The organism is Stenotrophomonas sp. 57, from assembly GCF_030291075.1.
Taxonomy (GTDB): Bacteria; Pseudomonadota; Gammaproteobacteria; order Xanthomonadales; family Xanthomonadaceae; genus Stenotrophomonas.
Map to the genome: position 1 here is coordinate 2,507,361 of NZ_CP127407.1, position 26,307 is coordinate 2,533,667.

General features: G+C 67.3%; 20 protein-coding genes. 14 read left to right on the forward strand and 6 right to left on the reverse strand.

Annotated features, from left to right (window positions below):
• Positions 1-40: 40 nt before the first annotated feature.
• Positions 41-5,464, reverse strand: a complete 5,424-nt coding sequence (locus QP512_RS11530) for an ESPR-type extended signal peptide-containing protein (protein ID WP_286068656.1) — start codon at positions 5,462-5,464, stop codon at positions 41-43.
• 235 nt (positions 5,465-5,699) lie between these two features.
• Complete coding sequence (locus tag QP512_RS11535; protein WP_343229543.1) at positions 5,700-6,680, reverse strand: helix-turn-helix domain-containing protein; 981 nt, start codon at positions 6,678-6,680, stop codon at positions 5,700-5,702.
• Positions 6,681-7,370: 690 nt separating this feature from the next.
• On the opposite strand from QP512_RS11535, the gene QP512_RS11540 reads away from it, so the two are divergent.
• The 13 genes from QP512_RS11540 (at position 7,371) to QP512_RS11600 (ending at position 19,974) form a co-directional block, all read left to right on the forward strand.
• Positions 7,371-7,571 carry a Flp family type IVb pilin gene (locus QP512_RS11540; RefSeq protein ID WP_049426692.1) on the forward strand — a complete coding sequence of 67 codons (201 nt, stop codon included), beginning with the start codon at positions 7,371-7,373 and terminating at the stop codon, positions 7,569-7,571.
• Positions 7,572-7,659: 88 nt separating this feature from the next.
• Positions 7,660-8,205: a prepilin peptidase gene (locus QP512_RS11545; protein WP_286068658.1), complete on the forward strand. Its 546-nt coding sequence runs from the start codon at positions 7,660-7,662 to the stop codon at positions 8,203-8,205.
• A complete protein-coding gene (locus QP512_RS11550) occupies positions 8,202-8,678 on the forward strand; it encodes a TadE/TadG family type IV pilus assembly protein (protein ID WP_286068659.1) in 477 nt (158 codons plus the stop codon). The genes QP512_RS11545 and QP512_RS11550 overlap by 4 nt, the downstream gene beginning before the upstream one ends.
• Before the next feature lie 23 nt (positions 8,679-8,701).
• On the forward strand, positions 8,702-9,739 hold the full coding sequence (cpaB, locus tag QP512_RS11555; RefSeq protein WP_286068661.1) for a Flp pilus assembly protein CpaB: 1,038 nt from the start codon (positions 8,702-8,704) through the stop codon (positions 9,737-9,739).
• Positions 9,740-9,757: 18 nt separating this feature from the next.
• The gene (locus QP512_RS11560) at positions 9,758-11,116 is read left to right on the forward strand and encodes a type II and III secretion system protein family protein (RefSeq protein WP_286068662.1); all 1,359 of its coding nucleotides are present in this window, start codon (positions 9,758-9,760) and stop codon (positions 11,114-11,116) included.
• Positions 11,117-11,143: 27 nt separating this feature from the next.
• Positions 11,144-12,400 (forward strand): fimbrial protein, encoded by a 1,257-nt coding sequence (locus tag QP512_RS11565; protein WP_343229537.1) that lies wholly within the window; start codon positions 11,144-11,146, stop codon positions 12,398-12,400.
• Positions 12,385-13,734 carry a CpaF family protein gene (locus QP512_RS11570; RefSeq protein WP_286068665.1) on the forward strand — a complete coding sequence of 450 codons (1,350 nt, stop codon included), beginning with the start codon at positions 12,385-12,387 and terminating at the stop codon, positions 13,732-13,734. The genes QP512_RS11565 and QP512_RS11570 overlap by 16 nt, the downstream gene beginning before the upstream one ends.
• A 2-nt stretch (positions 13,735-13,736) precedes the next feature.
• Complete coding sequence (locus tag QP512_RS11575) at positions 13,737-14,693, forward strand: type II secretion system F family protein (protein ID WP_286068666.1); 957 nt, start codon at positions 13,737-13,739, stop codon at positions 14,691-14,693.
• Positions 14,694-14,721: 28 nt separating this feature from the next.
• Complete coding sequence (locus QP512_RS11580; RefSeq protein ID WP_286068667.1) at positions 14,722-15,657, forward strand: type II secretion system F family protein; 936 nt, start codon at positions 14,722-14,724, stop codon at positions 15,655-15,657.
• Entirely contained in the window at positions 15,657-16,547 is an 891-nt protein-coding gene (locus QP512_RS11585) for a Flp pilus assembly protein TadD (protein ID WP_286068668.1), read from the forward strand. The genes QP512_RS11580 and QP512_RS11585 overlap by 1 nt, the downstream gene beginning before the upstream one ends.
• The gene (locus QP512_RS11590; protein ID WP_286068669.1) at positions 16,544-17,002 is read left to right on the forward strand and encodes a DUF3613 domain-containing protein; all 459 of its coding nucleotides are present in this window, start codon (positions 16,544-16,546) and stop codon (positions 17,000-17,002) included. Before QP512_RS11585 ends, QP512_RS11590 begins: the two co-directional genes overlap by 4 nt.
• Positions 17,003-17,010: 8 nt before the next feature.
• On the forward strand, positions 17,011-19,161 hold the full coding sequence (locus QP512_RS11595) for a TadG family pilus assembly protein (RefSeq protein WP_286068671.1): 2,151 nt from the start codon (positions 17,011-17,013) through the stop codon (positions 19,159-19,161).
• 99 nt (positions 19,162-19,260) lie between these two features.
• The gene (locus tag QP512_RS11600; protein WP_286068672.1) at positions 19,261-19,974 is read left to right on the forward strand and encodes a DUF2968 domain-containing protein; all 714 of its coding nucleotides are present in this window, start codon (positions 19,261-19,263) and stop codon (positions 19,972-19,974) included.
• A gap of 74 nt (positions 19,975-20,048) precedes the next feature.
• Here QP512_RS11600 and QP512_RS11605 read toward each other — a convergent pair whose 3' ends face one another.
• The gene (locus tag QP512_RS11605) at positions 20,049-20,444 is read right to left on the reverse strand and encodes a hypothetical protein (RefSeq protein ID WP_286068674.1); all 396 of its coding nucleotides are present in this window, start codon (positions 20,442-20,444) and stop codon (positions 20,049-20,051) included.
• 186 nt (positions 20,445-20,630) lie between these two features.
• On the opposite strand from QP512_RS11605, the gene QP512_RS11610 reads away from it, so the two are divergent.
• A complete protein-coding gene (locus QP512_RS11610) occupies positions 20,631-21,455 on the forward strand; it encodes an alpha/beta hydrolase (RefSeq protein WP_286068676.1) in 825 nt (274 codons plus the stop codon).
• Positions 21,456-21,509: 54 nt separating this feature from the next.
• On the opposite strand, the gene QP512_RS11615 is transcribed toward QP512_RS11610, so the two are convergent.
• Genes QP512_RS11615 through QP512_RS11625 form a run of 3 tightly spaced genes read right to left on the reverse strand, consistent with a single transcriptional unit; the run spans position 21,510 to position 26,262 of the window.
• Positions 21,510-23,159, reverse strand: coding sequence for an MFS transporter (locus QP512_RS11615; RefSeq protein WP_286068678.1), 1,650 nt, complete (start codon positions 23,157-23,159; stop codon positions 21,510-21,512).
• Entirely contained in the window at positions 23,153-24,436 is a 1,284-nt protein-coding gene (locus QP512_RS11620) for an alginate export family protein (protein ID WP_286068680.1), read from the reverse strand. Before QP512_RS11620 ends, QP512_RS11615 begins: the two co-directional genes overlap by 7 nt.
• Entirely contained in the window at positions 24,415-26,262 is a 1,848-nt protein-coding gene (locus QP512_RS11625; RefSeq protein WP_286072038.1) for an amidohydrolase, read from the reverse strand. The genes QP512_RS11620 and QP512_RS11625 overlap by 22 nt, the downstream gene beginning before the upstream one ends.
• Positions 26,263-26,307 lie beyond the last annotated feature (45 nt).

Genomic DNA, 26,307 nt, shown 5'->3' on the forward strand with positions numbered 1-26,307 from the left:
TCCGCGATGCCGGGCCGCACCTTCGGCCCGGCGGCGGGGATCACCACTGGATACCAGCACCGACGGCTACGCCGGCCTCGCCACGGCTGTTGGTGGAGCCGCTGAACTTGTAGATCCAGCGGCCTCCCTCGGAGACGCCGGAGATACCGAGTGCGACGCCGGATTCACCGTTGTAGCTGCCCGCAGCGATCGAGGCCATGCTGCGGCCGGCTTCGCTGGGCTGCGGCAGCGCGGCAGTGGCCATCGCCGAAGCGATACCGGCCGAGGCACGGTTGTCGGTCTTGCGCAGGTCGCGCTCGAAGCCACCCATGCGCTCGTCGGTGTAGGCCTTCGACCAATCCAGGGTCTGCGCCATGCCCGACTTCAACTGGTCCACGTTGACCGCGTCGGTACCGGCGGTGCCGGCGGCGACGTTGCGCACCGTGGTCGGGCCACTGGTGGTGCTGCCAAGGGTGACGCTGTTGAAGTTGGTGGCACCGTTGGTGGTGGTGTCGTAGCGGATGGTGCCCTGCTGCGACGCCTGCAGCTGCCGTACATTGACCGCATCGGTCGCTTGCGTGCCATCGGCCACGTTGACCACCTGGCGCTCTGCACCGCTGGCACCCACCGACACCGTATTGGCACGGTTCGCCACCGAGCCCGCACCCAGCGCCACCGAGTTGTCGGCCTGTGCCTGCGACCCATTGCCCAGCGCGGTCGAGTTGGCACCCGCCGCGGCGGAACCCGCGCCACCGGCGGCCGAGTTGGCACCACTTGCCGACGGATCGGCCAGGTTGTTGGTGTTGTTGGCGCGGAAGCTGCCGGCCACATTGGTGATGTTCTGGATCTTCTGGTCGGTGTAGGACTTGGACTGGTCGATGGCGTAGTTCACGCCGTTCTTCAGCTGCCCGACATTGGTCGCATCGTGGTCGTCGGAGCCATCAGCAACATGGGTGATCTTGCGCTCGCTGCCGGTGCGGCCCACCGACACCTCACCTGCCGAGTTGCTGGCACCGGTCTGCCCATAGGCGCCGGTGTAGCCTGCCTGCGCACCGACGCTGGCCACCGAACCGGCACCCAGCGCCACGCTGTTGCCGGCACTGCTGCTGGCGCCGTTGCCGACCGCCACGCTGTTGGCACCGGCCGCGCTGGCCTGCGGGCCGACCGCCACCGCTTCGGCGCCAGCGGCAGTCGCCGCCGCCGCGGTCGAGTTCACCGCCAGGTAGGCACTGCCACCGCCGTTGGAGATGCGCTGGTTGAGGACCTTCAGCGAGCCGTCCACCGCAGTGAATGCAGCGGTGACATTGTTGTAGTCGCCACTGGTGAAGGTGCCATCGGTGGCGATGCTGGAGATGCTGAACGTCGGTGCGGTCCACAGGTTGGTGGTGCCGTTGTAGGCGGTGCTGCCACCGAAGTAGTTGGCGACGGTGCTGTTCGTGCTGAACAGCTGGTCGCCGGTGATGGCATCGCTGCTGCCGGCCAGGATGCTGCCGGCGGCGACGTTGGTCACCTTCACCGCACCGGTGCCGGTACCCTTCAGCGAGACACTGTTGATCACGTTCCCACTGCCATCGACGTCGTACTTCACGGCCAGCTTGTCGATCTCACCGGCCTGGTCGGCGACGTTGGCCAGCGAATTGCTGACCGCGTCGAAGGCAGTGCCGACGTCGTTGTAGCTGCCCTTGGTGATCGTACCGTTGGCGGCGATGTTGTTGATCGAATAGGTCGGCGCCATCAGCACACCGCTGGCGTCGACCGCCGCGCCACCGCCCAGGTGGGTGGCCACGGCCTGGTTGGCCGCGAACAGCTGGGCACCGTTGATCGCTTCGCTGCTGGTGGCACTGACCTGGCCGGGGCCGAGGTTGCGCAGGGTGGTGGCGGTGCCGCTCTGGCCCAGCGTGGCGCTGGCGTAGTTGACGCTGCCATCGCCGTTGAGGTCATAGCGCAGCGCGCCCTGCTCCGATGCCTGCAGCTGGCCAACGTTGACCGCATCGGTGGCCGCGGTGCCGGCGGCCAGGTTGGTGACCTGGCGCTCGGTACCGGCCGCACCGATGGACACACTGTTGGCACGATCGGCAAGGCTGCCGGCGCCCACTGCGATGCTGTTGGCGGCAGTGGCGCGGGCATTGGTACCGACCGCGATCGAATCGGTACCGGTCGCCAACGCTTCGGTACCGGTCGAGTTCACCCGCAGGTACTTGGTTCCACCATTGCGGATGTCGGTGATCTGCGTGTTGAGATTGACCAGCGAGCCATCAACCGCAGCGAACGCATCGGTGGCGTTCTCGTACAGGCCCTTGGCAATGGCACCGGTGGTGGAGATCGCGCTGATCTCGAACAGCGGTGCGGTGAAGGCGCCGCTGGCCGGATCGAAGGCCGCGCGGCCGCCGAAGAAGCTGGCGATGGCCGTGTTGGTCGCCGCAAGCTGCCCACCGTTGACCGCTTCCAGGCTGCCTGCGGTAACCGCACCGGCAGCGAGGTTGCCGATGGTGGTGGTGCCTGTGCCGGCGCCGAGGGTGACGCGGCGATAATCCGGATTGCCGCCGGCATCCAGGTCGTAGGTCACCGCAGCATCGGCCACGCCGTTGATCAGGCTGATCGCGCCCTTCAACTGCGCCACGTTGACCGCATCGGTGTTGACGCTGCCGGCCGCGACGTTGGTGATCTGGCGCTCGCCGCCACCGGCGGTGCCCACCGAGACTTCACCGGCCGAGACCTGCGGTGCAGTGAGGCCGTACGCGGTGTAGCTGGCCTGTGCGCCACGCAGTGCCGCCGAACGGTAACCCAGGGCCACCGAATTGGCCTGGTTGGAGGTGGCTTCAGCACCCAGCAGGGTCTGGCCGTTGGCGGTACCCACGGCACTGTCACCGACGATCACCGAGTGGCCCATGCGCGCAGCGTAGTCGGCGGTCGGCACACCGGTCGGGTTGCTCGGGTCGTTGACCCCATCACCCGGGAAGGCGACGTTGGCGTCAACCTTCGGCAGCTCGTGACGCGCATTGGCGCCGATCACCACTTCCTTCGAACCGTTGGCGAACGCGCCGTCACCCATCAGCACCTGGTAGTCCTGTGCGGCGTTGACCGCCCAGCACGAGATGTCGGCCAGGGCGATGTCCAGGCACTTGGCCGCCCAGGCGGGCGAATCCTTCGGCAGCAGCAGGCCCAGCAGGCCACCCGGGTTGCCGTTGTTGATGTTGTAGATGTAGCTGTCGGAGGTGACGCCACCAATCAGTGTCAGGTGCGAGCTGCCGCCGGTGGCGGCGCCGCCGAGGCCATTGAGGGTGCTGCCGACCGGCGACAGATTGACCACCGGAAGGCCCAGCACGTTGACCGTCGAATAGGTCTGCATCACATTGGCGTTGCTGAGCTTGAGGTTGCCGTTGCTCAGGTAGCCATCGCCACCAAACAGGCTGGTGGTGGTCGGCCCGATCAGCTGGCCGACATTGCCGACCAGGCCGCCAGTGCCGATGATCAGGCCCGCATTCGGATCAGCCGCCGCCGGCGCCTTCGGGCTGGTCGGCGGAATGGCCGACGGTTTGGTCAGGCCGAGGCCGCCCAGCGTGCCGCTGACCAGGCCACCCACCGCAGTGCCCAGGTTGCCAAGGGTGCCATTGAGGTTGCCGTTGAGCAGGTTGCCCACGGCGCTGCCGACATTGCCAAGCGTGTTGCCGAGCAGGCCGCCCAGGCCGGTGCCGGTACCCGTGCCGCCATTGAGCAGGCCGCCCACCGCCGTGCCGACGGTACCGACGGTGTTGTTGAGGGTACCGCCCACGGCGGTCCCTACGTTGCCGACCGTGCCATTGAGCGCGCCGCCAACGGTGCCGCCCACTGCACCGACCGCGCCACCCGCGGCGCCAACTGCACCGTTGAGTGTTCCGCCAACCGCACCGACAGCAGGGTTGAGCGTACCGCCCACGGCGGTCCCTACGTTGCCGACCGTGCCATTGAGCGCGCCGCCAACGGTGCCGCCTACTGCACCGACCGTGCCACCCACGGCGCCAACTGCACCGTTGAGCGTTCCGCCGACTGCGCCACCGACCGTGCCGACGGCTCCGCTCACGCCGCTGACTGCGCCCGTCGCACCGTTGAGCGCACCACCAACCACACTACCGACAGTCCCGACAGTGCCACCCACCGTGGCGACGGTGTTGTTGACCGTGCCACCGACGGCACCCACTGCGCCATTGAGAGTTCCCCCGACTGCGCCCGTCGCGCCGTTGAGCACACCACCAGCTGCACCACCGATGGTCCCGACGGTGCCGCCCACCGCAGCGACGGTGTTGTTGACCGTGCCACCGACGGCACCCACTGCGCCGTTGAGGGTTCCGCCGACTGCGCCACCGACCGTGCCGACGGTTCCGCCCACTGCGCCGACGGCCGTGTTGAGCGTGCCACCCAGGGCACCGCCTGCGCCGCCAACCACGCCCGTCGCGCCGTTGAGCACGCCACCAACTGCAGCACCGATGGTCCCGACGGTGCCGCCCACCGCAGCGACGGTGTTGTTGACCGTGCCACCGACGGCACCCACTGCGCCATTGAGGGTTCCGCCGGCTGCGCCACCGACCGTGCCGACCGTGCCATTCAGTGCACCGCCCACTGCGTTCCCTGCAGAACCGACCACCCCGCCCACCAGGCCACCGACACCCAGCGCGCTGTTCTGTGCCGCAATCGTCGCCTGGCCTGCCAGCTTCAGGTTGCGGTCGGCGACCACCTCCTGCCCATCCGGTGCCTGCACGCGCACCTTGCCGGCGACCCCGGTATCGAAGGCAGCCGTGATCGCACGATCATGGATTTCACCCGGCAGCTCCTCCTTGGCGGGCAGCGTGACCGCTGCCGTCGCCTTGGCCTGGCCCTGGGCGTCGATCTGATGGCCTGCCACCTTCAGCTTCGAATCCAGCGCCCCATCGACCGAAGCCTGCAGGCCCCGCAGTGCACCTGCCGGCGCGCCGCTGATCCCGGCGGCCGCCTTTGCACCGGTATCAATTGAAGCCACCTGCGCACCGCCAAGGCCGATGTTGGCTTTCGCGCGGACATCGGCAGCAAGCCCTGGGACGGCGACCTGCTTCGGCGCCGCGTTTGCGGCCACCTTTACCTGCACCGTAGCTGGCAGCACGTCACGCACCAACGGCAACGACGCGGTGCTCAACTGCAGGCCGACGCGCGCATCCGCGCTGATTGCCGGGCTGCTCTGGGCCTGGCTTGCGGCAGCGGCCAGGGCCACCTCGGCATCGACCTTGACCGGCATCGGCTGCGCGTACTTCGCAGCCAGGGCCTGCAGGTCCCGCAGCGACTGATTGGATTCCGAGGCGCCTGCGTGGCCGCTGGCCAGCCCGCACAGCAGGGCCAGGGCCAGAGTGGTGGGCATCAGCAGGAAGGCGCGCGGATCACGCGCGGCACTGCCACCGCTGTCGCCGGTGGCCAGTTCCGAGGCCACGACCAGAGCATTGAGCTGGCGGTTCCATACACGCCGGTAGATGCGATTCATGAGCACTTCCCCCGTAGGCGAACAACTGGAATGTCAGTGGACTTGCCGTTTGGCAGGTGACTGACATTTCAACGCTCGCAGCAGCGGTGGCGCACTTCATTCCGGCACAGCAATCGCGCATTCCGGCAAATCCACGGCCGGATTCGGCAGCGGGCTATGCAGAAGCGGCAACGATATCGGCAAGCGGATAGGCAATTCCGGCAGAAACCGCACCGGAAGCCTTGCGGCGCTTGGCTCAGGCCGGCTGCCCAATCTGCGCGGGGGCGCGCATCAGCGTATCGCGGGGCAGTTCGCCGAAGACCTTGCGGTAGTTGTCGGCGAAACGAGAGAGGTCCCAGAGGCCACAACTGAGGGCGATCGCCTTCACCGAACGACGGCTGGAGTCGGCCATCGACAGGCTGCGGCAGGCTGCGCACAGGCGCAGCATGGACAGGTAACGGTTGGGCGAGGTTCCAAACAGATCCTCGAAGGCATAACGCAGGCCACGTTCGCTGACACCAGCGGCATCACATATCTCGTTCATGTAGATGTTCCGGCGCAGGTTGAGCCGCATGAAGTTTTCCGCCCGCTGCGCGATGAGATAATGCGTGCGCCGCGCACGGCTGCAGCCGGGACGATCCGCAGCCCCTGCACCGAGCAGGGCCTGCACGTGCTCATGCAGCAGTTGTTCGGTTTCTTCAGTCTGCAGACTAGCTCCCCGCCCAAGCTGGAGGTGCAGCTGCTGATAATGCTGGGCGAGTGGCGCCGAATCATTCGCCAGATTGAACAGGGAAAGCGCCTGGCCCGCAGGTGGCGTGCTGCGCAGGCTCAGTTCGGTCAGCTTGCGCTGCACGCGCGCGACCGGCACCAGCATCAGGGTCATGTGCGTACCCGGGCTCAGTGTGAACTCGCTGATGCCTTCGGGCATCACGGTCAATGCCATCCCCGGCGTGAGTGGCACGCCGTGGCACCAGCTCAGCGTTTCATCGGTCGCGTGCAGGTAACCGAGCATCGCCCAGTCAGGCGGCAGCATGAAACGGCCGCGGCAATGGAAACCGCAGCTGATACTGCAGAACAAGGCCTCCTCATGCACGCGTGAAGCGAATGCCGCGCGCGGCCCATTGCCATCGAGCAGCAGCAGTTCGACATCGCACACGCGCAATACGCCGCTCAGCGTCGCCAGATCGATTGATCGCAGGCCGCCGTCGTCGCTGTCTCCCACCCCACCATCGACCATGACAGTGTCGTCCCCCCGTTGATCCGCCACATGCCGTGGCCCCCACTGCCTTACAGGGCCACACCACTCCAGAAACCTGCGCCGTCGCCCGGCTGGGTGCGACCGATGCCCCGCGACCAGACCTGGTAAAAGCCACAGCTTGAAAGCGAGTATGCCCGATAATCCCTCACGGTAAACCCACTTACTGGACTGAAGAAAATAGATACACAGGTGAAGAAAATGTGGTTGCCAGTGGCACGGCTTTCGCATGCGGCATTTGCAGCATCACATTATCTGCACCTCGATGAATCGTTTTGCCTTCAAACGGCCATGCGTCACAGAAACCGCCTGACCACTTAAGGGTTCGGCGAATTCTGCCGAATTTGCATATAGGTTCCGGTTGCAGCCAACCGCCATTCAGGCAAAGTCGATAACACGGTGATCCGGCCAGCGAAAACGGCCACACCTGGGGGAGCGCATGACCACGACCGTATCGCAGCACGAATCGATCACCGGCGCCACGCCGCGTGGTTGCGATATTGCGGCCGGCACTTTCCCCGGATTTGATCGCCCAGCATGAGTATGGCGGGTCATGACCCGTCATGCCTCCCCGCCAGGACGTGCGGGGCCCACGGACGATCCCGGCGGAGCCGGGCCAACGCCCAACAGGTGTCCTGCATCTGCAGGCAACAAGTAGAGGGAGACAAGGCCATGAACGCATCCATCCGCAAGTTCCTGAAGGAAGAAGATGGTGTCACCGCACTCGAGTACGGGCTGCTGGCCGCCGTCATCGCCGGCATCCTCATCGCGGTTGGCAACAAGGAGATCAAGGGGTTCTTCGAAACGCTGTTCAAGAATCTCTCCGACCTTGCCACCAAGGCCTCCGGGTCCGCGCCGGCAACCGGCGGCTGAGCCGGTACGCAGGCACTTCCCTGTCGCAATGCGGGGGGCCTGCACGGGGCAACAGCAGAGCGTCCAGTGACGGGCGACGGAGTGTGCGATGACTGTGCTGGGACTATTGGCCATCGGCCTGTGCCTGCGGATCGCCATCAGCGATCTGTATGCCCGCCGGGTGCCCAATACCTGGCTGTTGTCTGCGGCCGTGATTGCCATCGCATTGATCATCGCGGGGCAGTTCAGCGCGCCGCGCCAGCCGTGGCGTGCCCACGCAGCCGGCGCGGCGCTCGGGCTGGTGGCGCTGCTGCCGTTCTACGCCATCCGCTGGATGGGCGCCGGCGACGTCAAGTTCTTCGCGGTGCTGGGCCTGCTGCTGGGCTGGAAGGCGCTGCTGCCGATCTGGGTAGTGGCCAGCCTGGCGGCGGGACTGCACGCAGCGCTGATCATTGCTGGCCGCCGCTTGGGCGTGATGCTGCCCGGTGGCCTTCAGATGCAGGTCAACCGCGCCAGCAGCCTGTGGCAATCGCACCCGGCCCTGCGTGACATGCAGGCGGCCCGCCAAGGCCGGCGCGGCATCCCCTATGCCGCTTACCTGGCCATCGCCGGCATCGGCTGGGTCCTGGCAAGCGTCTATGGAGGCATGGCATGAACATCCGCAATCCACGGCACCAACGGGGCGTGGCCAGCATCGAATTCGCGCTGATGCTGATGCTGGGCCTGCTGCCACTGCTGTTGTTCACGTTCTCCGGCGTGATGATCATGGCCGCACAACAGACCTTGGCGACGGCCTCGGCCGAGGGCGCGCGCGCTTCATTGCGCTATGGCAGCGCCAATGAACGGCGCACCGCCGCCTGCGTCGCCGCCCGCAGCTCGATGCAGTGGCTGTTGAACTTCTCTGGTCAGGGTGTGGACTGCAGCAACGGCGGCAGCAACGCCATCGTGGTCTCTGCCCAGTCTCCCTGCGTCGGCCTGGCCACGGCCCAGTGCATGACGGTGACGGTCAGCTATGACTACGCCAGCCATCCCTTCCTGCCTGGCACCGCCACGCTTTACAAGTGGGTGATGCAGGCTCCCATCCGTAGTGTCGCGGTCGCCCAGCTCGACCTCGGCAGCGGCAACTGACGATCGGTACAGGAGACGGTTCCATGCTCAAGTTGACCCGCATCGCTGCCGTCGCCCTGATCGGGCTGGCCGTGCTGCTGGCCGTGATCGCCCTGATGATAGGGCGCAAACCGGCCGCGCCAGCGACGGCCGCCCCCGTCGCCCACAGCGAAGCCCAGGCGATCACCGTGGTCGAGGCTGTCGCCCGCCTGCCTGCGGGTGAACCGATCACCGCCAACGGCTTGCGCCTGGCGCAGCGGACCACGCCAGTGGCAGGTGCCGCCACCAGCATCTCCGCCGTGGTCGGCAAGGTCCCGGTGCAGGACATTGCCGAAGGCACCGCCATCAGCAGCAGCGCGCTGGCCCAAGGCTTCTCGCTGCAGCTGCGTGCGGGTGAGCGCGCCCTGGCCGTGCCGGTGGACGAACTGGTCGGCGCCGGAAACCGCATCCTGCCGGGTGATTTCGTGGATGTCTTCCTCAACCTGCGCAATGCCCAGCCCAACGCCAGCGGTCCGGCAGAGGCGGCGCAGACCCGACTGCTGCTGTCACGGCTGCGCGTGCTCAGCTACGGCCAACAGGACATCGCGCCGGTCACCGGCGATGCCATCGCCGGCAACGAAGGCGATACCCGCAACGACCCCCGCGCCGCCGACATCACCGGCAATGGCAGCAGCCATGCCTCGGGCAACGAGGCCACCCAGCCGGCACGCAGCGCGGTGCTGGCAGTGCCGGTGGCCGATGCCAACCGGCTGCTGCTGGGTGCGCAGCAGGGAAAGCTGTTCCTGGCCCTGCGCAACCCGGCTGACACGGGGCAACCCGACCTTGCACTGTTTCCACAGGCGCGTGGGGTGATCGATCCCCTGCGTGGCCTAGACGCCGAACAGCAGCTCGCGCTGCAGCGGCCGGAGAACCATGCCTTCGCCGGCATCGATGGCGATGCTCTGGCCGGCCGCGGCAACACGCCGGCCCGCAGCAACCCGGAGACTCCGGCGCGTGCGCCGGCGGCTCGACGCAGCGCACCGCGTGCGTCGGGCATCGAGATCATCCGTGGCGACAGCTCCGCCCCTCGTGGTTCCCTTTGACCTGCATCGAGTGCATCCATGACCGAACGCCGCCGCCGTCCACGCCCCTCCCCCCGCCAGCGCTGGCTGGCCCTGCTGCTGGTGCTGCTGGCTCCGGCGACAGGCGTGGCCGCCGACGATCTGGTGCTGCAGGCGCGTGAGCAGCGCCCATGGACCCTCCCGGCCGACCTGGAACGGGTGGCCATCGCCGATCCGGGCGTCGCCGACATCGTGATGCTGCGTGGGCAGCGCCAGGCGCTGCTGGTCGGAAAGGCACCGGGTACGACCACCCTCCTGCTCTGGCACCGCAAGCAGCCCGAGCCGCAACGCATGCAGGTGCGCGTACAGAGTGCCGTGCAGGGCGCAGCAGACGCGAGCGCGAATGGGCTGGTGTTCACCCAGCAGGACAACCAGGGCCTGTTGCAGGGAAGCACCGACAGCATGCTCTCGCACATGCAGGAACAGAAGACCGCCGCCATGGCGCTGGGCAAGGACGGGCTGCTGGCCGATGCGTCGACGGTCAGCAGCGGCGGCGTGGTCCAGGTCGAGGTCAAGGTGGTCGAGTTCAACAAGACGGCGCTGAAGCAGATCGGCATCAGCTTCCAGAACCGCAACGGCAACTTCGCCTATGGCTTCGCCCGCCCGGGTGGCCAGCTGCCGGGCAATACCGGCATCCTGCCCGGCATGCAGGAAGGCAACTCCGGCAATGAGGCCGAATCGCCCATTTCTTCAGCGTTCCGGCTGGTGTTCGGCTCGACCAAGGGCCTGTGGAACGCCGATGTCGACCTGCTGCAGAGCAACGGCATGGCGCGCGTGCTGGCCGAACCCACCCTCGTCGCATTGTCCGGCCAGAGCGCCAGCTTCCTGGCCGGCGGCGAACTGCCGATCCTCGAGCCGCAGGGACTGGGCACCACCACCATCACCTACAAGCCGTTCGGCATCGGCCTGACGGTGACCCCGACGGTGCTGGCCCCCAACCGCATCGCGCTGAAGGTTGCACCGGAAGCCAGTGATCTGGACTACAGCAACGCCATTGCCCTCAATGGCGTGCAGATCCCATCGATCACCACGCGCCGTGCCGATACCACGGTCGAACTGGGCGACGGCGAGAGCTTCGTGATCGGTGGCCTGGTCAGCTCCAATGTCGTCTCCAACGTCGGCAAGATCCCCCTGCTTGGCGACCTGCCGATCATCGGTTCATTCTTCCGCAACTTCGACTACAAGCGACAGGACAAGGAGCTGGTGATCATCGTCACGCCGCGGCTGGTGCAGCCGCTGGCACGCAACACCGAGCTGCCGTTGCCCGGCGAACGCGAGGCCAGGCCGAACCTTCCCGAGTGGGGGTCCTGGCTGCTTGGCCCGATCAGCCAGGACCCGGTACCTGGCTTCTCACGCTGATTCCATGATGCCTGCGATACCACGCCCATGCCCTACGCCACCGCCCAGCCGCTGCATCCGCAAGGACCGCCGATGAATCTGGTCCTGTACGGAATGGATCGAGAACTGCTGCCCCGGTTGGCGGCGAAACTGCCGCCGACCACCATCCTGCACTGGCAGGACAGCAGCATGCCGACCTCCGCACAGGATCTGCAGCGCGGCCCACAGAGCCTGGTGCTGCTCGACTTCCGTCCGGAACACGCGGCAGCCTCCGGCCTGCTGGCGCAGCAGCTGCAGCAGACCCAGCCGGACCTGCCCCTGGTCGCGGTCGGCGCCACCAGCGTCGGCCAGGTCGAGGGCGTGGTGATCGCCCTGCGCGCCGGCCTGCGCGATGTGCTGGATCTGGACAGCGACAACATCGGTATCGAAGCGGCGCTGCGACGGGCCCTGTCGCCGCGTCCCGCCGCCACCGCGCAGCATGCGCACAAGGCGCGCCTGATCGTCCTGCTCGGCGTGCGTGCCGGGGTCGGCACCAGCACCCTTGCCGCGCATCTTTCGGTACTGGCCCAGCAGACCCGCACGCTGGCCCAGGGCGAGGCTCTGCAGCAGGACGGCCTGTTGATGGAACTGGCGCAGCCGTCCGGCGACCTGGCGCTGTACCTCAACCTGGACAGCCGCTTCCACTACGAAGATGCCCTGCGCAACGCCAGCCGCATCGACGCCACCCTTGCCCGCACCGCGATGGCCCGCCATGACACCGGCCTGGTGCTGCTCGACCGCGCCAGCGGCAGTGATGCTGTGCCGCCCTCGGACCCGGGTGCACTGCTGCAGCGCCTGCGCAGCGTGTTCGCCAGCGTGCTGTGCGATGCCGGTGGCTGCCCGCTGCGGCAGTTGCCGCCCCTGCTGCTGGACCAGGCCGACGAGATCTGGCTGGTCACGGACCCCTCGATCGCCACGCTGGTATCGCTCGACCAGGCCTTGAAGCACCTGGCCGGCCAGCGTGAACGCGAGAAGCGCCTGCAGCTGGTGATCAACCGCCACGACGACAGCAGCGGCATGAGCCCCGAACAGATCGCACGCCGATTCGAAGTGCCACTGCTGGCCACGCTGCCCGAACGCCCGCGCGTACGCCTGGCCGCCAGCCAGGGACATCTGCTGCTGCAGGACGCACCGCGCGACCCCTACCTGCGTGCCCTCGCCCCGCTCGTGTCGCGCCTGGATCCGGCTGCCGTCCCGGTCCAGGCCCATGGCCTGCGGGAAAGACTCTCCCTTGCCCTGGGTGGATCGCAATGGAAGACAAGGTAACCCCGTTCCCGCATGCCGCCACCCGCCCGGCGCTGCCCGACAGTGCCCCGGGCCACCTGCCGTTCGCGCAGACCGAGCAGTACCAGAAGGTGCTGTCGGCCGCGCATGAGCACCTGCTCAACAGCATCGAAGACGAGCGCATCGACATCGATTCCTGGGCGCCTGACACCATCGCCCGCTGGGTGCAGGTGCAGACGGTGGACTTCATCCAGGAATGGCGCATCCCGATCAACGAAGAGGAGATGCAGGTGGTGGCCGAAGGACTGGTCAAGGAGCTGACCGGCTTCGGCCCGCTTGACGACCTGCTGCATGACCCGACCATCGAAGACATCCTGATCAACGGATTCAAGGATGTGCACGTCTCGCAGGGCGGGCAGCTCAAGCGCGCCACCCAGCGTTTCACCGACGACACCCATCTGCTGCGCATCCTGCGCCGCATCCTCGCGCCGTTGGGCCGCCGCCTCGATGACTCCAATCCGATGGTCGACGCGCGCCTGCCCAACGGCGGCCGCCTCAACGCGATCATCTCGCCGCTGGCGGTGGATGGGCCGATGGTCTCCATCCGCAAGTTCCGCAAGGACCCGTTCACCCCCGACGAGCTGCTGGCCAAGGGCACCTTCGATGCGCCGATGCAGGCGCTGCTGAAGGCGATGGTGCTGGGACGCTGCAACATCCTGGTGTCCGGCGGCACCAGCTCGGGCAAAACATCGCTGCTGAACGCCCTGGCCAGCTACGTGCCGCCCAACGAGCGCGTGATCACGGTCGAAGACACCGCCGAGCTGTCACTCAACCACCCGCACGTGGTCCGCCTGGAAAGCCGCATCGGTGGTGCAGAAGGCCATGGCGCGGTGAGCATCCGCGACCTGGTCCGCAACAGCCTGCGCATGCGCCCCGACCGCATCGTGGTCGGTGAGGTGCGTGGTGCCGAAGTGCTGGAGATGCTGCAGGCCATGAACACCGGCCACGATGGATCGATGGCGACCATCCACGCCAACTCGCCCCGTGACTGCCTCTACCGCATCGAGATGCTGGCCGGTTTCGCCGGGTTCCAGGGCAGCGAGGACAGCCTGCGCCGGCAGATCGCCAGCGCCATCGACTTCATCGTGCAGATCTCGCGGCTGGGCAGCGGCCGGCGCGTGCTGGTCTCGATCACGGAAATCACCGGTGTCAGCGACAACCTGATCACGACCCAGGAGATGTTCCGTCACGAACTGCAGATCGACGGCAACGGCAAGGAAACCGATCGCTGGATCGGACTGGGCTTCCATCCGCATTCGCACAAGCTGGAACCGTTCCGCCAGCAGTTGCGCGAATCGTTGTACGGAGACTTCTGAGCATGGGCACAGGCCTGCTGCTGGGTGTACTGAGCATCATTTCGGTGCTGCTGGCGCTGGCGGTGTGGCTGTGGGGCACCGCCAGCAACCGCGAACAGCGCCTGGCCTCGCTGCAGCACGCCGAGCAGCAGCTGGCGCGCGGCAGTGCCAGTGGTGGCGCGCCGGCCGGGGCATCCGTGGCCGCCGCCAACGACGCGGCGCGACCGGCAAGTGCCGGGCGCCGGGTGTTGCCGCTGGATGGCCTGCTGCAACGTGCGGGCCTGCAGACGGGCTGGAAGCTGCCCATCATGATGCTGGTGCCAGGGCTGGTGCTCTCGGTCGTGGCGACACTCAGGCTCGGCACTGCGTGGATGTTCCCCCTGACCCTGCTGCTGTACCTGTTGGGCTGCTGGCTGTGGGTCATGCGCCGCACCACGAAACTGCGTGCACAGCTGCTGCACCAGCTGCCCGACTTCCTCGACAACCTGGTGCGGCTGACCGCACTCGGCAACAGCCTGCAGGCGGCGTTCCAGGTGGCATCAATGCAGACCAGCGCGCCGCTGCGTGGACTGCTGGACACCACCGTGCGCTACGCACGCAGCGGCATGGACCTGGACCGTGCCCTCGGCCTGGCGGCACAGCCCTACCGGATGGACGTGCTCAAGGTACTGTCCGTGGTGATCGGCGTCAGCGTCCGCATCGGCGGACGCTCCGATCAGATCCTGCAGCGCATGGGCGACTTCATGCGCGACCTGGAGCAGGCCCAGCAGGAGCTGGCCGCGACCACGTCGGAAACGCGCATGTCCGCCTGGGTGCTGGGCCTGCTGCCACCGGCCAGCGCGGTGCTGATGGCGATTTCCAGCCCTGAGTTCTTCCAGCCGGTGCTGCACGATCCGCTGGGTCACAAGATCCTGCTGATCGCGCTTGGGCTGGAGCTGCTTGGCGCCTTCCTCCTCTATCGCCTGGCCAAATCGCTATGACCACCCGAATCCACCACGGAGGTGCCCGATGAGTGCCAGCACCTGGTTTGCGCTGTCCCTGCTGGTGCTGGCCGCCGGTGTTGCCCTGCTGGGCATCGCCGGATGGGTCCGCAGCCACCGCGAACAGCGCACCTCGGCCACCTTGAAGACCGCACTGCAACCCCGGGATGAGATGCGCGACACGGAGGCCGCGCGCCGTGATTCGCTGGGTTGGCTGGAACGCTTCGGGCGCGCGCTCAGTGGCGGCCGCCTGGAATCCGCGCTGCTGGCCAATGAAGACCGGCTGCTGTTGGACCTGGCGGGTTGGAACACACGGCGTGGCACCGCCATCTATCTTGGCCTGCGCCTGCTGCTGGGCGTGCTGGTGCTGGCGCTGGCCCTGGCATTCAGCAGCGCCCAGGGGCTGGCCAAGATGATGGTCGTGATCGGTGCGCTCGCAGCAGGCCTGCTGCTGCCGAAGTTCATCCTCTCTTCGTGGGTGAAGCGGCGGCGACGCGCGGTCGACAACGAGCTGCCCCTTTTTATCGACCTGCTGCGCCTGCTGCAGGGCGTGGGGTTCAGCATGGACCAGAGCCTGCAGACGCTGGGCGACAAGCTGCGCGATGCGTTGCCGGTGCTCGGCGGCGAGCTGCAGGAAGCCAACGTCGCCTACACCCATGGCCGTACCCGCGCGCAGTCCCTGCGTCGCCTGAGTGAGGTCTATGCGGATGACGACCTGACCAGCCTGATGCAGTTGATCCTGCAGGTCCACGCGCATGGCGGCGCGGTGCAGGAACCGCTGCGGCAGTTCAGCATCCGGTTGCGCGAACAGCGCCGCAACACCCTGAAGGAAAAGGTCGGCAAGCTCTCGGTGAAGATGACCGTGGTGATGATGCTGACCCTGCTGCCAGCGCTGATGCTGGTTCTTGCCGGCCCGGCGCTGGTCGCGCTGGCCACCACCATGTCCAAGATGGGATCGCCCTGATGCCTGCCCTGCGTACCTCCTGCCTGTTGCTTGCCCTCGCCGCCGTCGCAAGTGGTTGCGCATCGACCACGCCGAAGTACCTGCGCGCGCCCAGCCTGGCCGCGCCCGAACCGGCACCGCAGGACAGCCGCAATGCCTACCTGGAACTGATCGGGCGCATGCAGCAGCAGGGTGCGTGGTATGCCTCGCTGGCCCACGTCGACGCCTTCCGCCAGCGCTACGGCGATCCGCCGGCGCTGCGCCTGCTGCAGGCCGACGCCCTGCGCGAGACCGGCCAGGCCGACGCGGCCATCGCCCTGTACCGGGAACTTTCCAGCAGCCCGCAGGCCGCTGCAGCCGCGCACGGCCTGGGCCTGATCGCTGCGCGACGTGATGACGACCGCGGCAGTGAGGAGGCACTGGCGCGGGCGACGCAGCTGCAGCCCTTGAACACCGATTACCTGGGTGATCTTGGCTACGCACGCCTGCGCGCCGGCCGCTTCGAGCAGGCGCGCGAGCCACTTGCCAAGGCACTGGAACTGTCGCCGGGCAATGCCAAGGCCACCGCGAACCTTGCCTTGTGGGCGGTACTGCGCGGGGATGTCGCCACCGCCGAGCGCCTGGTCCAGCAGGCCAACCTCAACGAGGACACCCAGCACAGCATCCAGCAACAGGCCGCGCAGATCCGCACGCGCCTGCAGCAGCGCCAGGCCGCCGCGGCGCAGGTTGCTCCTGCGTCCCCGTATGCCCGCGCCAACGCCGGTGCCACCAGCCGCGTGCAGCAAAGCACCACGCGCCTCGCCGCCGAACCACGTCGCGACGCCCGCGATGCGCGCGACCCGCAACGTCTGCCGCCCTCGATGCTGGAACGTTTCAGCACCTCCGATCAGCCGAACGGGAATACTCCATGAGCGCGATGCCCCTGACTCGACCTCTGTTGCCTGCACTGGCCTGCCTGCTGATGACCGGTGTCGCGCAGGCGCAGCAGCAACCCTTGACCGGGCAGATGCTCGGCGGCAATGCGCCGGTCGCAGCGGCCCCGCAACCACTGCAGTCCGAGGCATTGGCCACGGTGGACCTTGCCGCCCCTGCTCCATCGGCATCACCGATCGCTGCCCCGGCGATCGCTGCCACCGATCACGTCGCACCCGTGGCCCGCCCTGTTCGCACACAGATCGGCGATACCGCGCGCGACCTGTTCCGCCTGCAGGCATCGGGGCAGCAGGCCGGGCAGCGCCTGCCGATCCTCGGCGACCAGGCCACGCTGAGCTATGCCCGCTATTTGAAGAGCTTCGAACACGAGATCCCGGACTTCTTCGAAACCGATGTCGCCAAGTCCAAGGGAACATCCTCATCCGAACGCTGAGGTAGGCCATGAAACGCCCACGCCAGTTCAGTTTCAGCCGCCCACGCGGCGGCATGTCGATCACCATGATGCTGGTCATGCTGGCATTGCTGGCGATGTTGGGCCTGATCGAGATCGGCTACCTGTTCTGGGCCAAGCGCGACGCACAGAAAGTCGCCGACCTCGCGGCACTGGCCGGTGCACAGCGGCTGGAGCTGTGCGCGTCCGACAACAGCGACAACAGCGCAGCACGGCAGAGCGCGGTCACCCAGAACAAGTTTGCAGGCACCCTGCAGATCCGCTGCGGCAACTGGAGCGCCGCACGCAGCACGTCGAACCGCTTCGTCACCACCATCGATGCCAGCAACCCACGCAATGCCGTGCAGGTGGTCGCGCAGCGCAGCGTGCTGCCGTTCTTCGGCCAGAACACCCGCCTGCCCACCGTCAGCGTGGAGGCGGTGGCCCGACGTTCCGAACCGACTGCGGTGTTCGCGGTCGGTTCGCAGCTGCTGCGCACCAATGGCGACTCGGTCCTGCTGTCGACCCTGCGCCTGGTCGGCCTGGATGTCACCAATGCCACCGTCCTGTCCTATGACGGCCTGGCCCAGGCCAATGTCACCCCATCGGGCCTGCTCAAGGCCTTGAACATCCCGGTCAGCGCCAACCTCAGCGTGGCCGACTTCAACCGGCTGCTGTCGGTCAACAAGATCTCGCTGGCACAGCTGGTCGATGCCACTGCCACCGTGGTCGGCCGCGATACCGCCGTAGGCGTACAGCTGCGCGCACTGTCCGATCTGGTCGCCACCCAACTGGACATCAACAAGCTCAATATCGTGCTGGGCAGCCAGTCCGGCGGCGGCGGCCTGTTCGCCGAAGTCGTCTCGCCGGATGGCACCGTCGGCAGCGCGCTGGAAACGAAGGTCAATGTCCTCAACCTGATCAGCACCGCCATCTCCATCGCCAACGACGGCAACGGCGTGGCGGTCAAGGGATTGGACCTGCTGGGCATCAACATCCAGGCCGGCGTGGTCGAACCACCCTCGATCGCCATCGGCGGTGTCGGCACACGCGCGTACAACGCGCAGGTGCGGCTGATGGTCGACGTGGACAGCAACAACCTGTTCGCGGTGGGCCCGCTGCTGAACCTGCTGGGCACGCGACTGCACCTGCCATTGCATGTCGATGTCGCCAATGCGATGGGCACGCTGACCGGCATCCAATGCGGCGCCAGCCCACAGAAGGCCACCATCCAGGTCGATTCGTCGGTGCTGCGCGCCTGTGTCGGCAACGTCGACCCGGCGCAGCGCTTTTCCAGGAGCAATGTCTGCGACGCCACCCTGAAGAACGAGCAACTACTGAAACTGCTCGGGCAGCCCTTGATCAATGACAAGATCACCCTGCCGGCCCTGACCGGCTCGCAGAGCCTGACCCTGGCTGCCGGCGAAACCGCCTCGACCCGGATCAATCCACTGGCTGTGGGCAACGCAGTGTCGGACCTGGTCAATGAACTGCTGCGCGTGCTGGCGGGCATGCTCAGCTCGCCCAAGCAGGGCATGAGCGCCAACGACACTGCCAAGGCACTGGCCGACCGCTATCTGCTGGCGGCCTTTCCCACGGGGGGGCGCTACAACGTCGATCAGGTCATCCCGTTGCTGCGCGATGGCGATCCGTCGCGCAACCTGGCGCCGCTGGGCAACTGGACGGTGAAGAATGGTGTACCCAAGCCTTGCCTGCTGGGCCTGACCACGTGCTGGGAAGATGGCTCGGTGTGGACCGGCTACAAGACAACCGTCACCGGACAGGGCCTGGGCCTTCTCGATGGCCTGCTGGGTTCACTGGTCGGCGGCCTCCTGATCAACCGCTGCGACAGCCTGCTCGGCAACCTGATCGACTACAACGGCTGCGTACGCAACAACCTCGCCTCGTACATCCAGACCGCGCCGGCCGGCTTCCTCGATGGTACCGGTGGAACCGGCGTCACCAATCCGGATGGCAGCGTGAGCTGCAGTGGCCTGCTGTGCACGCTGCTCAAGCCGATCCTGGCCGCCCTTCGGCCGGTGCTCAACAGCGTCGGCACCCTGCTGACCAACCTGCTGGCAAGCGTGCTGGGCCTGGAACTCGGCCGCACCGACGTCAACGTGCAGTCGATCCAGTGCAGCGCGGCGCAGCTGGTCTACTGACCCGTGACGGGCGGCCTTGGCGGCGCCCGCGCCCATGCTAGACTCCCGGCGGGGAACCACCTTCATCTCAACCCACACTCATCCGTGGATGGTCTAGACATGCGAGAAACTTCAGGGGGCGCGGTCTTCGCCCGGCACGCGCGCGGCGCGGCACTGCTGGCCGTGGCCATGATGCTGGTGGCACCGGCGGCGATGGCTGCCCGTGGCGACCGTGAGGCAGCCGCCGAGCCGGCCGCCCGCAGCGCGCCGGTGGTGCGCAACACCGTTGACGAGCTCAAGCAGCTGATGGATTCGCGCCAGCTGACCGAGCTGCGCACGACCTACAACGGCAACTACGGCGCCAGCCTGCTGTTCAACGCCAACACCCTGACCTACTACGTCGCCCTGTTCCAGGAGAAGAACTTCTGGAGGGTGATCAAGACCGATGCCGTCGACAACGCCGAGCGGGTCTACCGTACGTTTGCGCAACAGTCCGAACAGCTGGCCCAGGTCTACATCGATACCATCCGCCTGGAAGCCGGCAAGCGCTACACCGAGCGCCTGGTGGCCTACAACGAGGAACGCCTGCGCACCCTGCAGCAGGAAATGGAACAGCAGCAGGCACAGTCGGCCCAGGTCAGCGCCGCCCTGCAGCAGGCACAGCAGCAGGCCGTCAGCCTCAGCACCGACGTGCAGAGCACCAACAGCCAGCTGGATGCCCTGCAGCGCCGCATCCAGATCCTGCAGGCCGAACAGGGCAACCCGGAACTGAGCCTGCCCAAGCCGGACAGCGTGCCTTCGCCGGCACCGGCTGCCGCCAGCGACGGCCGCTGAGGCCCCGCCATCCGTATCCACGCACAACGGCGCCTCAGGGCGCCGTTGCCGTTTTGGCCTTTCGTGAGCCGCGCTCAGCGGCAGGCGTCGTACACGGCGTCGTCCAGCTGACGGCGTTGCAGGAAGTCCAGTCGCTCGTTCCTGGCCAGCACGTTCCCGCGGTGCTGGCGTGCGCGCTCACAAGCTCCGGGGTCCCTACTGATGGGTATCAGCGCGGCCTGCGGCCGCCCCGAGCGCGCGGTACGCGGCGACGTCCGCAACGCGTTGCCCGACCGGGTCGTCCTTGGCACCGGTCCGCGCGACAGCGACTGCTCCTCCGGCACCTCCCAGCGCCATTCCGCGCGTCCCTGGCAGGGTGTCTGCTGATAGACCGGATGTGGCCCATCCACGCACTTGTAGACGTTGGTCTGCGCGTGGACCGCCGTGGCCAGCAGCAGGCCCAACAGCGGGCTGCATCGCACTCTCGACATCGCAGGCGCCTCGACAGGAAGGCCATCATCGTCAGCGCGGAAGCCGCCGGAGACCAGAGCGAGACGCGTCACAACAGCGGCATTCAAGCACAGCCGTGCAAGCCGGCTGCCGGGCCGTGCGCTGTACTGGCGGCGGCACTGGCACGTTCGTCAGCGCCATCCCTCCCTTCCGCCAAGGAAACCGCAATGAGCAACTTCGTCACCGTCGCCGACGGCGCGCGCATCTTCTACAAGGACTGGGGCACCGGCCAGCCGATCGTGTTCGCCCACGGCTGGCCGCTGTCCTCCGATGCCTGGGACCCGCAGATGCTGTTCATGGGCCAGAACGGCTACCGCGTGATCGCCCATGACCGGCGCAGCCACGGCCGCTCCAGCCAGACCTGGGACGGCAACAACATGGACACCTACGCCGATGACCTGGCGGCGGTGATCGAGGCCCTGGACCTGAAGGACGCGATCCTGGTCGGCCACTCCACCGGGGGTGGCGAAGTCGCGCACTACATCGGCCGCCATGGCAGCAGCCGCGTGGCCAAGGTGGTGCTGGTCGGCGCCGTGCCGCCGCTGATGCTGAAGACCGAGGCGAACCCGGCCGGCACCCCGCTGGAAGTCTTCGACGGCATCCGCAAGGGTACCGGTGGCGACCGCTCGCAGTTCTTCAAGGATCTGACCACGCCGTTCTTCGGCGCCAACCGCGATGGCAACAGCGTCACCCAGGGCATGCGTGACGCGTTCTGGCTGCAGGGCATGCTCGGCGGCGTCAAGGGCCAGTACGACTGCATCCATGAGTTCTCGGAAGTCGACTACACCGACGACCTGAAGAAGATCGACGTGCCGGCGCTGGTCGTGCACGGTGATGACGACCAGATCGTGCCGTTCGATGCTTCGGCCAAGCTGTCCTCGCAGATCATCAGGGATGCCGAGCTGAAGGTGTATCCCGGTGCCGCGCACGGCCTGACCATCACCCACGCCGAGCAGTTCAACGCCGATCTGCTGGCGTTCGCACGCAGTTGATGTGCTGCGGCGGTACCGTAACGGTGCCGCCGCACCTTCGGTAGAGCCGGCAGGTCAGATATCGCTGTGGTGATGCGGCACGCCGGTCTTCGGCAGCGGGTCGTGCCCGCCTACGAAATGACGCACCACAGGGGCACGCTCACCGCGATGCAGCTCCCGCAGCGCCTCCTGGATCGCCCTGTCGTCGGCGGTGATGCGTTCGTGCTGGCGCAGGTGCTCCAGCCACGACGGGGTCACGAAATACTCCAGGTGGATGCCCGGGGTGGCCACATCCTCGACCACGCCCCAGACCACGGCACCATCGCGACGACGGATGGTGCCCAGAGCGCGCATCTGTGCCTGGAACGCGGCACGATCAGCATCGTCGATGCGGTACTCGATCGTGACCAGCACCGGGCCACGATCGTTCGACACCGGCACCGACAGCTCCGGTGCCGGCCAGTGCCCGGCCGGACGCAGGTTCAGGTCTTCGGTACCGGCGATGCGCACGCGCCACACCAGCAGGCCACCGATCACCGCACCTGCGGCGGCCACCAGCAGCGCCAGCTCCGGCGAGGTACGCTGCGCCAGCGCGCCCCAGCTCAGGCCACCGGCCGCCATGCCGGCCGAGAACACCATGATGTACAGCGCCAGCGCTCGCGCACGTACCCATGCCGGCACCGCGGTCTGCGCGGCGATCTGCAGCGATGACAGTACGGTGATCCACGCGAAACCATTGACCAGCATCACCAGCGGCAGCACGTACCAGCTACGGGTCAGCGCCAGGCCGACCAGGCTCAGCGCCAGCGACAGCGTGGCCAGCAGCACCAGCAGGTCGCGGTCCAGCTGTGCGCGCAGCTTCGGCAGCAGCAAGGCACCGCCCACTGCACCGATACCGATGCAGCCCAGCAGCATGCCGTACTGCCCCGCCCCGCCGTGCATCTGCCCACGCACCACCACCGGCAGCAGCGCGTTCATCGCGGCGGCGAAGAAGAAGAAGCCGACCGACTTGATCAATACCGCCTGCAGCCGCCACGCGCGGCTGGCGTAGCGCAGGCCCGCCTTCAGGCCTGCACCGAAACCTTCCGGTGGCAGGCTCGACTGCTTCGGGTCGCGCTTCCAGCCCCACACCACGAACAGCATCGCGGCGAAGGTGATGGCGTTGAAACCGAACGCCCAGACCGCACCGAGCTGAGCGACGATCACACCGCCGATGGCCGGGCCGATCGAGCGTGCGATGTTGATGCCGATCGAGTTCAGCGCCACCGCCGAGGCCAGCATCGGCTGCGGCACCAGTTCGGACACGATAGCGGCCTGCGCCGGCATCGCCATCGCGGCACCGCACCCCATGCAGAAGGTCAGCAACACCAGCAGCTGTGGGCTCAGCATGTCCATCGCCGTCAGCGCCGCCATCACTGCCGCCACCAGCAGCATCCAGCCCTGGGTCGCCAGCAGGTACCTGCGGCGATCGACAATGTCGGCCAGCGTTCCAGCGGCCAGCGCCAGCAGCACGATCGGTACGGTAGTCGCCGACTGCACCAGGGCCACCATCAGTGGCGAGCCGGTACGCTCGGCCATCACCCAGGCGGCGGCCACGTCGTTGACCCAGGTGCCGATGTTGCTGGCCAGGATCGCCAGCCAGATCGAACGGAACATCCGGATCCTCAGCGGGGACCAGGCACCTGCGGCCTGTGCGGGGGGTTGCGACGCGGTTGCGTTCACCATTGCCATGCTCCAACGATCGAGGCGAACAGCGTGTCCTGGCCACCGGCCTGCTTCAGTGCAGGACCGGCATCGACCCAGGCCAGCGGCAGCTGCCATTGCCAGTGTTCGCTGGCCTGCCAGCGGGTTTCGGATTTGTACTGAGTGCCGATGCGGCGAGCGCCACCGGCGCTGCCCGGCAACGCCACCTGCGGTGCCGGCGTGGTGTACACCGCATCGGCGCGACGATGCTTCCAGGCCATCTGTACGCCCAGCTCCGTCGTCACCGCGTCGTGCAGGCGCAGGGTCAGGGTCGGCTGGAGGTCCATCAGGTTGGCCGGCGCCAGCAGGCTGGCCTCGCTGAAGTAGGCCGATTTCGGGAACAGTGCATTGAAGGTTCCCAGGCGGCCGTCTCGTGGATTGCCATCGCCACTGGCGATGTCCGCCTTCAGCCCCAGCCGCGGTTGCAGCGGCAGGTGCGTCCAGCGCCAGCCGGTATCGGTGGCCAGCGTCCAGGCACGGATGTCGAGCGTCGCTGCCGAGGTGCGCAGTTCACCGCCCTGCGCCACCAGTTCACTGTTCCAGTCCAGTGCACCGGACTGGCCGAACCAGCGAGCACCTACGGTCTGCCGACGCTCGGTGCCGACACCCGCCGAGAAGCGTGCGCCTTCCCGGCGGTAGTCCAGCAGGTACAGATCCCACTGTCCTGCGCCCTGCGCGCGTGCCGTGGTGGCATAGGCACCCCACAGGTGGGCACCGTGCTCGCCGCGATCATCGAAGGCTCCCGGTCGATTCTGCACCGGCCGCAGCGCCATCAGATCAAGCGTGCCGAGGCTACCCTTCCATCCCAAGCGTGCACCATCGAAGGCCAGGCGGATATTCGGCCCATCGCGCACCGACAGCAGCCGCGAACTGCCATAGCCTGCTTCCTGCCGTCCCAGCTGCAGGTGGAAGCTGCCACGCTGCCACCGCCAGTAGGCCTGCTGCACGTCCAGCGCGCTGCGGTCCGTGCGGCCGGGGCCGCCTGCCTTGCCATTCTCAGCATGCACGCCCAGCTGCAGCTTCGCCTGCCAGGCATCCTCCACATAGGTAGCCGAGGCCAGCGCACGCAGCAGGCCATAGCTATCTTCGCCGCCGCCGATGCCAAACCGGGCCGGGTCGTAGTACAGGCCGCGCAAGCGCAGTGAGGCGTCCCATCGCAATTGGTCGTCACCGGCGTCAGTGCAACGGCCACCCTCGCAGGCCAGTGCAAGCGTTGGCACAGCCAACACCGCCAGGCTCAGAACGCGAAGCACGAACATCCCATCGCGCCCCAGAACGCGGTCAGGTCATCGGTGGGCGCCGCATGCTGCGCGGCATGCCCGTGCACGCCGTGGGTACTGCAGGCCACGCCGTGATGGTGGCGATGGGCGGCCGCCAATCCGGTGGCGGCGCCCCCGACATGGTAGCCACCGAAACGGTTGACCGGTGACCAGTCCGGCATCGCCGGCGGCAGCTGCGGCGCAAGCCCCGCATAGTCGCCGTCGGCATGCACGATGCGTCCACCGACCACGGTCAGCACGCTGGTGATGTCGGCGATCTGCGCATCGTCAACGCGGAAGAAGTCGGCCGAGAGCAGGATGAAGTCGGCCAGCTGGCCGGCTTTCAGGGTGCCCTTCACCGCCTCGTCGCCGGAGAACCAGGCGCTGCCCTGGGTCCACAGGCGCAGCGCCTGTTCGCGCTCCAGCAGATTCTCGTCGCCATACAGGGCCAGGCCACCGACGGTACGCCCGGTCACCAGCCACGACAGCGCCACCCATGGGTTGTAGCTGGCCACGCGGGTGGCATCGGTACCCGCGCCCACCGGTACGCCCTCGGACAGCATCCGCTTCACCGGCGGCGTCTGCCGTGCGGCCTGCACGCCGTAGCGCTCGACAAAGGCTTCGCCCTGGTAGGCCATGCGGTGCTGCACGGCGATGCCGCCACCCAGCGCGCGGATGCGCTCGATGTTGCGCGGGGTGATGGTCTCGGCGTGGTCGATGAACCAGTGCAGGCCATCGAACGGCACCTCACGGTTCACCTGTTCGTAGACATCGAGAATGCGGCTGATGCTCTCGTCGTAGGTGGCGTGGATGCGGAACGGCCAGCGCTTCTCGACCAGCAGCTTCACCACGTCGTGCAGTTCCGGCTCCAGCTCCGGCGGCAGCTCTGGTCGCGGTTCGTTGAACAACTCGAAGTCGGCCGCGGAGAACACCAGCATCTCCCCGGCACCGTTGTGGCGCAGCAGGTCATCGCCCTGGCGCGGCTGCAGGATCTCGCTCCAGCCACGGAAGTCATCCACCTCCTTGCCCTTGTTCTGGGTGAACAGGTTGTAGGCGATGCGCACTGTCAGCTGGTCATCGCGGTGCAGCTGCTCGATGACCTGGTAGTCCTCGGGATAGTTCTGGAAGCCACCGCCGGCGTCGATCACCGAGGTGATGCCGAGCCGGTTCAGTTCACGCATGAAATGTCGCGTCGAGTTCGCCTGGTACTCGATCGGCAGGCGCGGGCCCTTCGCCAGCGTCGCGTACAGAATCAGCGCATTGGGCTTGGCCAGCAGCAGCCCGGTCGGGTTGCCCAGCGAATCACGCACGATCTGCCCGCCCGGCGGATCCGGCGTGTCCTTGGTGTAGCCACAGGCGCGCAGCGCGGCGCGATTGAGCAGCGCGCGGTCGTACAGGTGCAGCAGGAACACCGGCGTATCCGGCGCGATGTCGTTGAGCTCCTGCAGCGTGGGCAGGCGCTTCTCGTTGAACTGCGCGGCAGTGAAGCCACCGACCACGCGGACCCATTGCGGCGCCGGGGTGCGGTCGACCTGTGCCTTCAGCATCGCCATCGCGTCAGCCAGCGAGCGCAGTCCATCCCAGCGCAGTTCCAGGTTGTAGTTCAGGCCACCGCGGATCAGATGCGTATGGCTGTCGTTGAGCCCCGGCAGCAGGCGCCGGCCCTGCGCGTCGACCAGGGTCGCTTCATTGCCCCAATCGCGCATGATCTCCGCGTCGCTGCCGACCGCGACGATGCGTCCTTCCTGCACGGCCAACGCCTGTGCATGCGGCTGCTGCGGATCGAGCGTGGTGATGCGGGCATTGCGGATGACCAGCGTGCTCATGCGACGCTCCTTGGAAGTGGAATCGAGTGCGGCACCGGCGCGGCC

What these genes read in the sequence shown, in the direction of transcription:
- QP512_RS11550 (WP_286068659.1), top strand. Translation starts at nt 8,202, where the DNA reads ATGAACATCCGCAATCCACGGCACCAACGGGGCGTGGCCAGCATCGAA.
- QP512_RS11605 (WP_286068674.1), bottom strand. Translation starts at nt 20,444, where the DNA reads ATGTCGAGAGTGCGATGCAGCCCGCTGTTGGGCCTGCTGCTGGCCACG.
- QP512_RS11600 (WP_286068672.1), top strand. Translation starts at nt 19,261, where the DNA reads ATGCGAGAAACTTCAGGGGGCGCGGTCTTCGCCCGGCACGCGCGCGGC.
- QP512_RS11565 (WP_343229537.1), top strand. Translation starts at nt 11,144, where the DNA reads ATGCCCTACGCCACCGCCCAGCCGCTGCATCCGCAAGGACCGCCGATG.
- QP512_RS11530 (WP_286068656.1), bottom strand. Translation starts at nt 5,464, where the DNA reads ATGAATCGCATCTACCGGCGTGTATGGAACCGCCAGCTCAATGCTCTG.
- QP512_RS11570 (WP_286068665.1), top strand. Translation starts at nt 12,385, where the DNA reads ATGGAAGACAAGGTAACCCCGTTCCCGCATGCCGCCACCCGCCCGGCG.
- QP512_RS11615 (WP_286068678.1), bottom strand. Translation starts at nt 23,159, where the DNA reads ATGGTGAACGCAACCGCGTCGCAACCCCCCGCACAGGCCGCAGGTGCC.
- QP512_RS11535 (WP_343229543.1), bottom strand. Translation starts at nt 6,680, where the DNA reads ATGGTCGATGGTGGGGTGGGAGACAGCGACGACGGCGGCCTGCGATCA.
- QP512_RS11620 (WP_286068680.1), bottom strand. Translation starts at nt 24,436, where the DNA reads ATGTTCGTGCTTCGCGTTCTGAGCCTGGCGGTGTTGGCTGTGCCAACG.
- QP512_RS11575 (WP_286068666.1), top strand. Translation starts at nt 13,737, where the DNA reads ATGGGCACAGGCCTGCTGCTGGGTGTACTGAGCATCATTTCGGTGCTG.
- QP512_RS11540 (WP_049426692.1), top strand. Translation starts at nt 7,371, where the DNA reads ATGAACGCATCCATCCGCAAGTTCCTGAAGGAAGAAGATGGTGTCACC.
- QP512_RS11590 (WP_286068669.1), top strand. Translation starts at nt 16,544, where the DNA reads ATGAGCGCGATGCCCCTGACTCGACCTCTGTTGCCTGCACTGGCCTGC.
- QP512_RS11610 (WP_286068676.1), top strand. Translation starts at nt 20,631, where the DNA reads ATGAGCAACTTCGTCACCGTCGCCGACGGCGCGCGCATCTTCTACAAG.
- QP512_RS11625 (WP_286072038.1), bottom strand. Translation starts at nt 26,262, where the DNA reads ATGAGCACGCTGGTCATCCGCAATGCCCGCATCACCACGCTCGATCCG.
- QP512_RS11585 (WP_286068668.1), top strand. Translation starts at nt 15,657, where the DNA reads ATGCCTGCCCTGCGTACCTCCTGCCTGTTGCTTGCCCTCGCCGCCGTC.
- QP512_RS11545 (WP_286068658.1), top strand. Translation starts at nt 7,660, where the DNA reads ATGACTGTGCTGGGACTATTGGCCATCGGCCTGTGCCTGCGGATCGCC.
- QP512_RS11560 (WP_286068662.1), top strand. Translation starts at nt 9,758, where the DNA reads ATGACCGAACGCCGCCGCCGTCCACGCCCCTCCCCCCGCCAGCGCTGG.
- QP512_RS11580 (WP_286068667.1), top strand. Translation starts at nt 14,722, where the DNA reads ATGAGTGCCAGCACCTGGTTTGCGCTGTCCCTGCTGGTGCTGGCCGCC.
- cpaB (WP_286068661.1), top strand. Translation starts at nt 8,702, where the DNA reads ATGCTCAAGTTGACCCGCATCGCTGCCGTCGCCCTGATCGGGCTGGCC.
- QP512_RS11595 (WP_286068671.1), top strand. Translation starts at nt 17,011, where the DNA reads ATGAAACGCCCACGCCAGTTCAGTTTCAGCCGCCCACGCGGCGGCATG.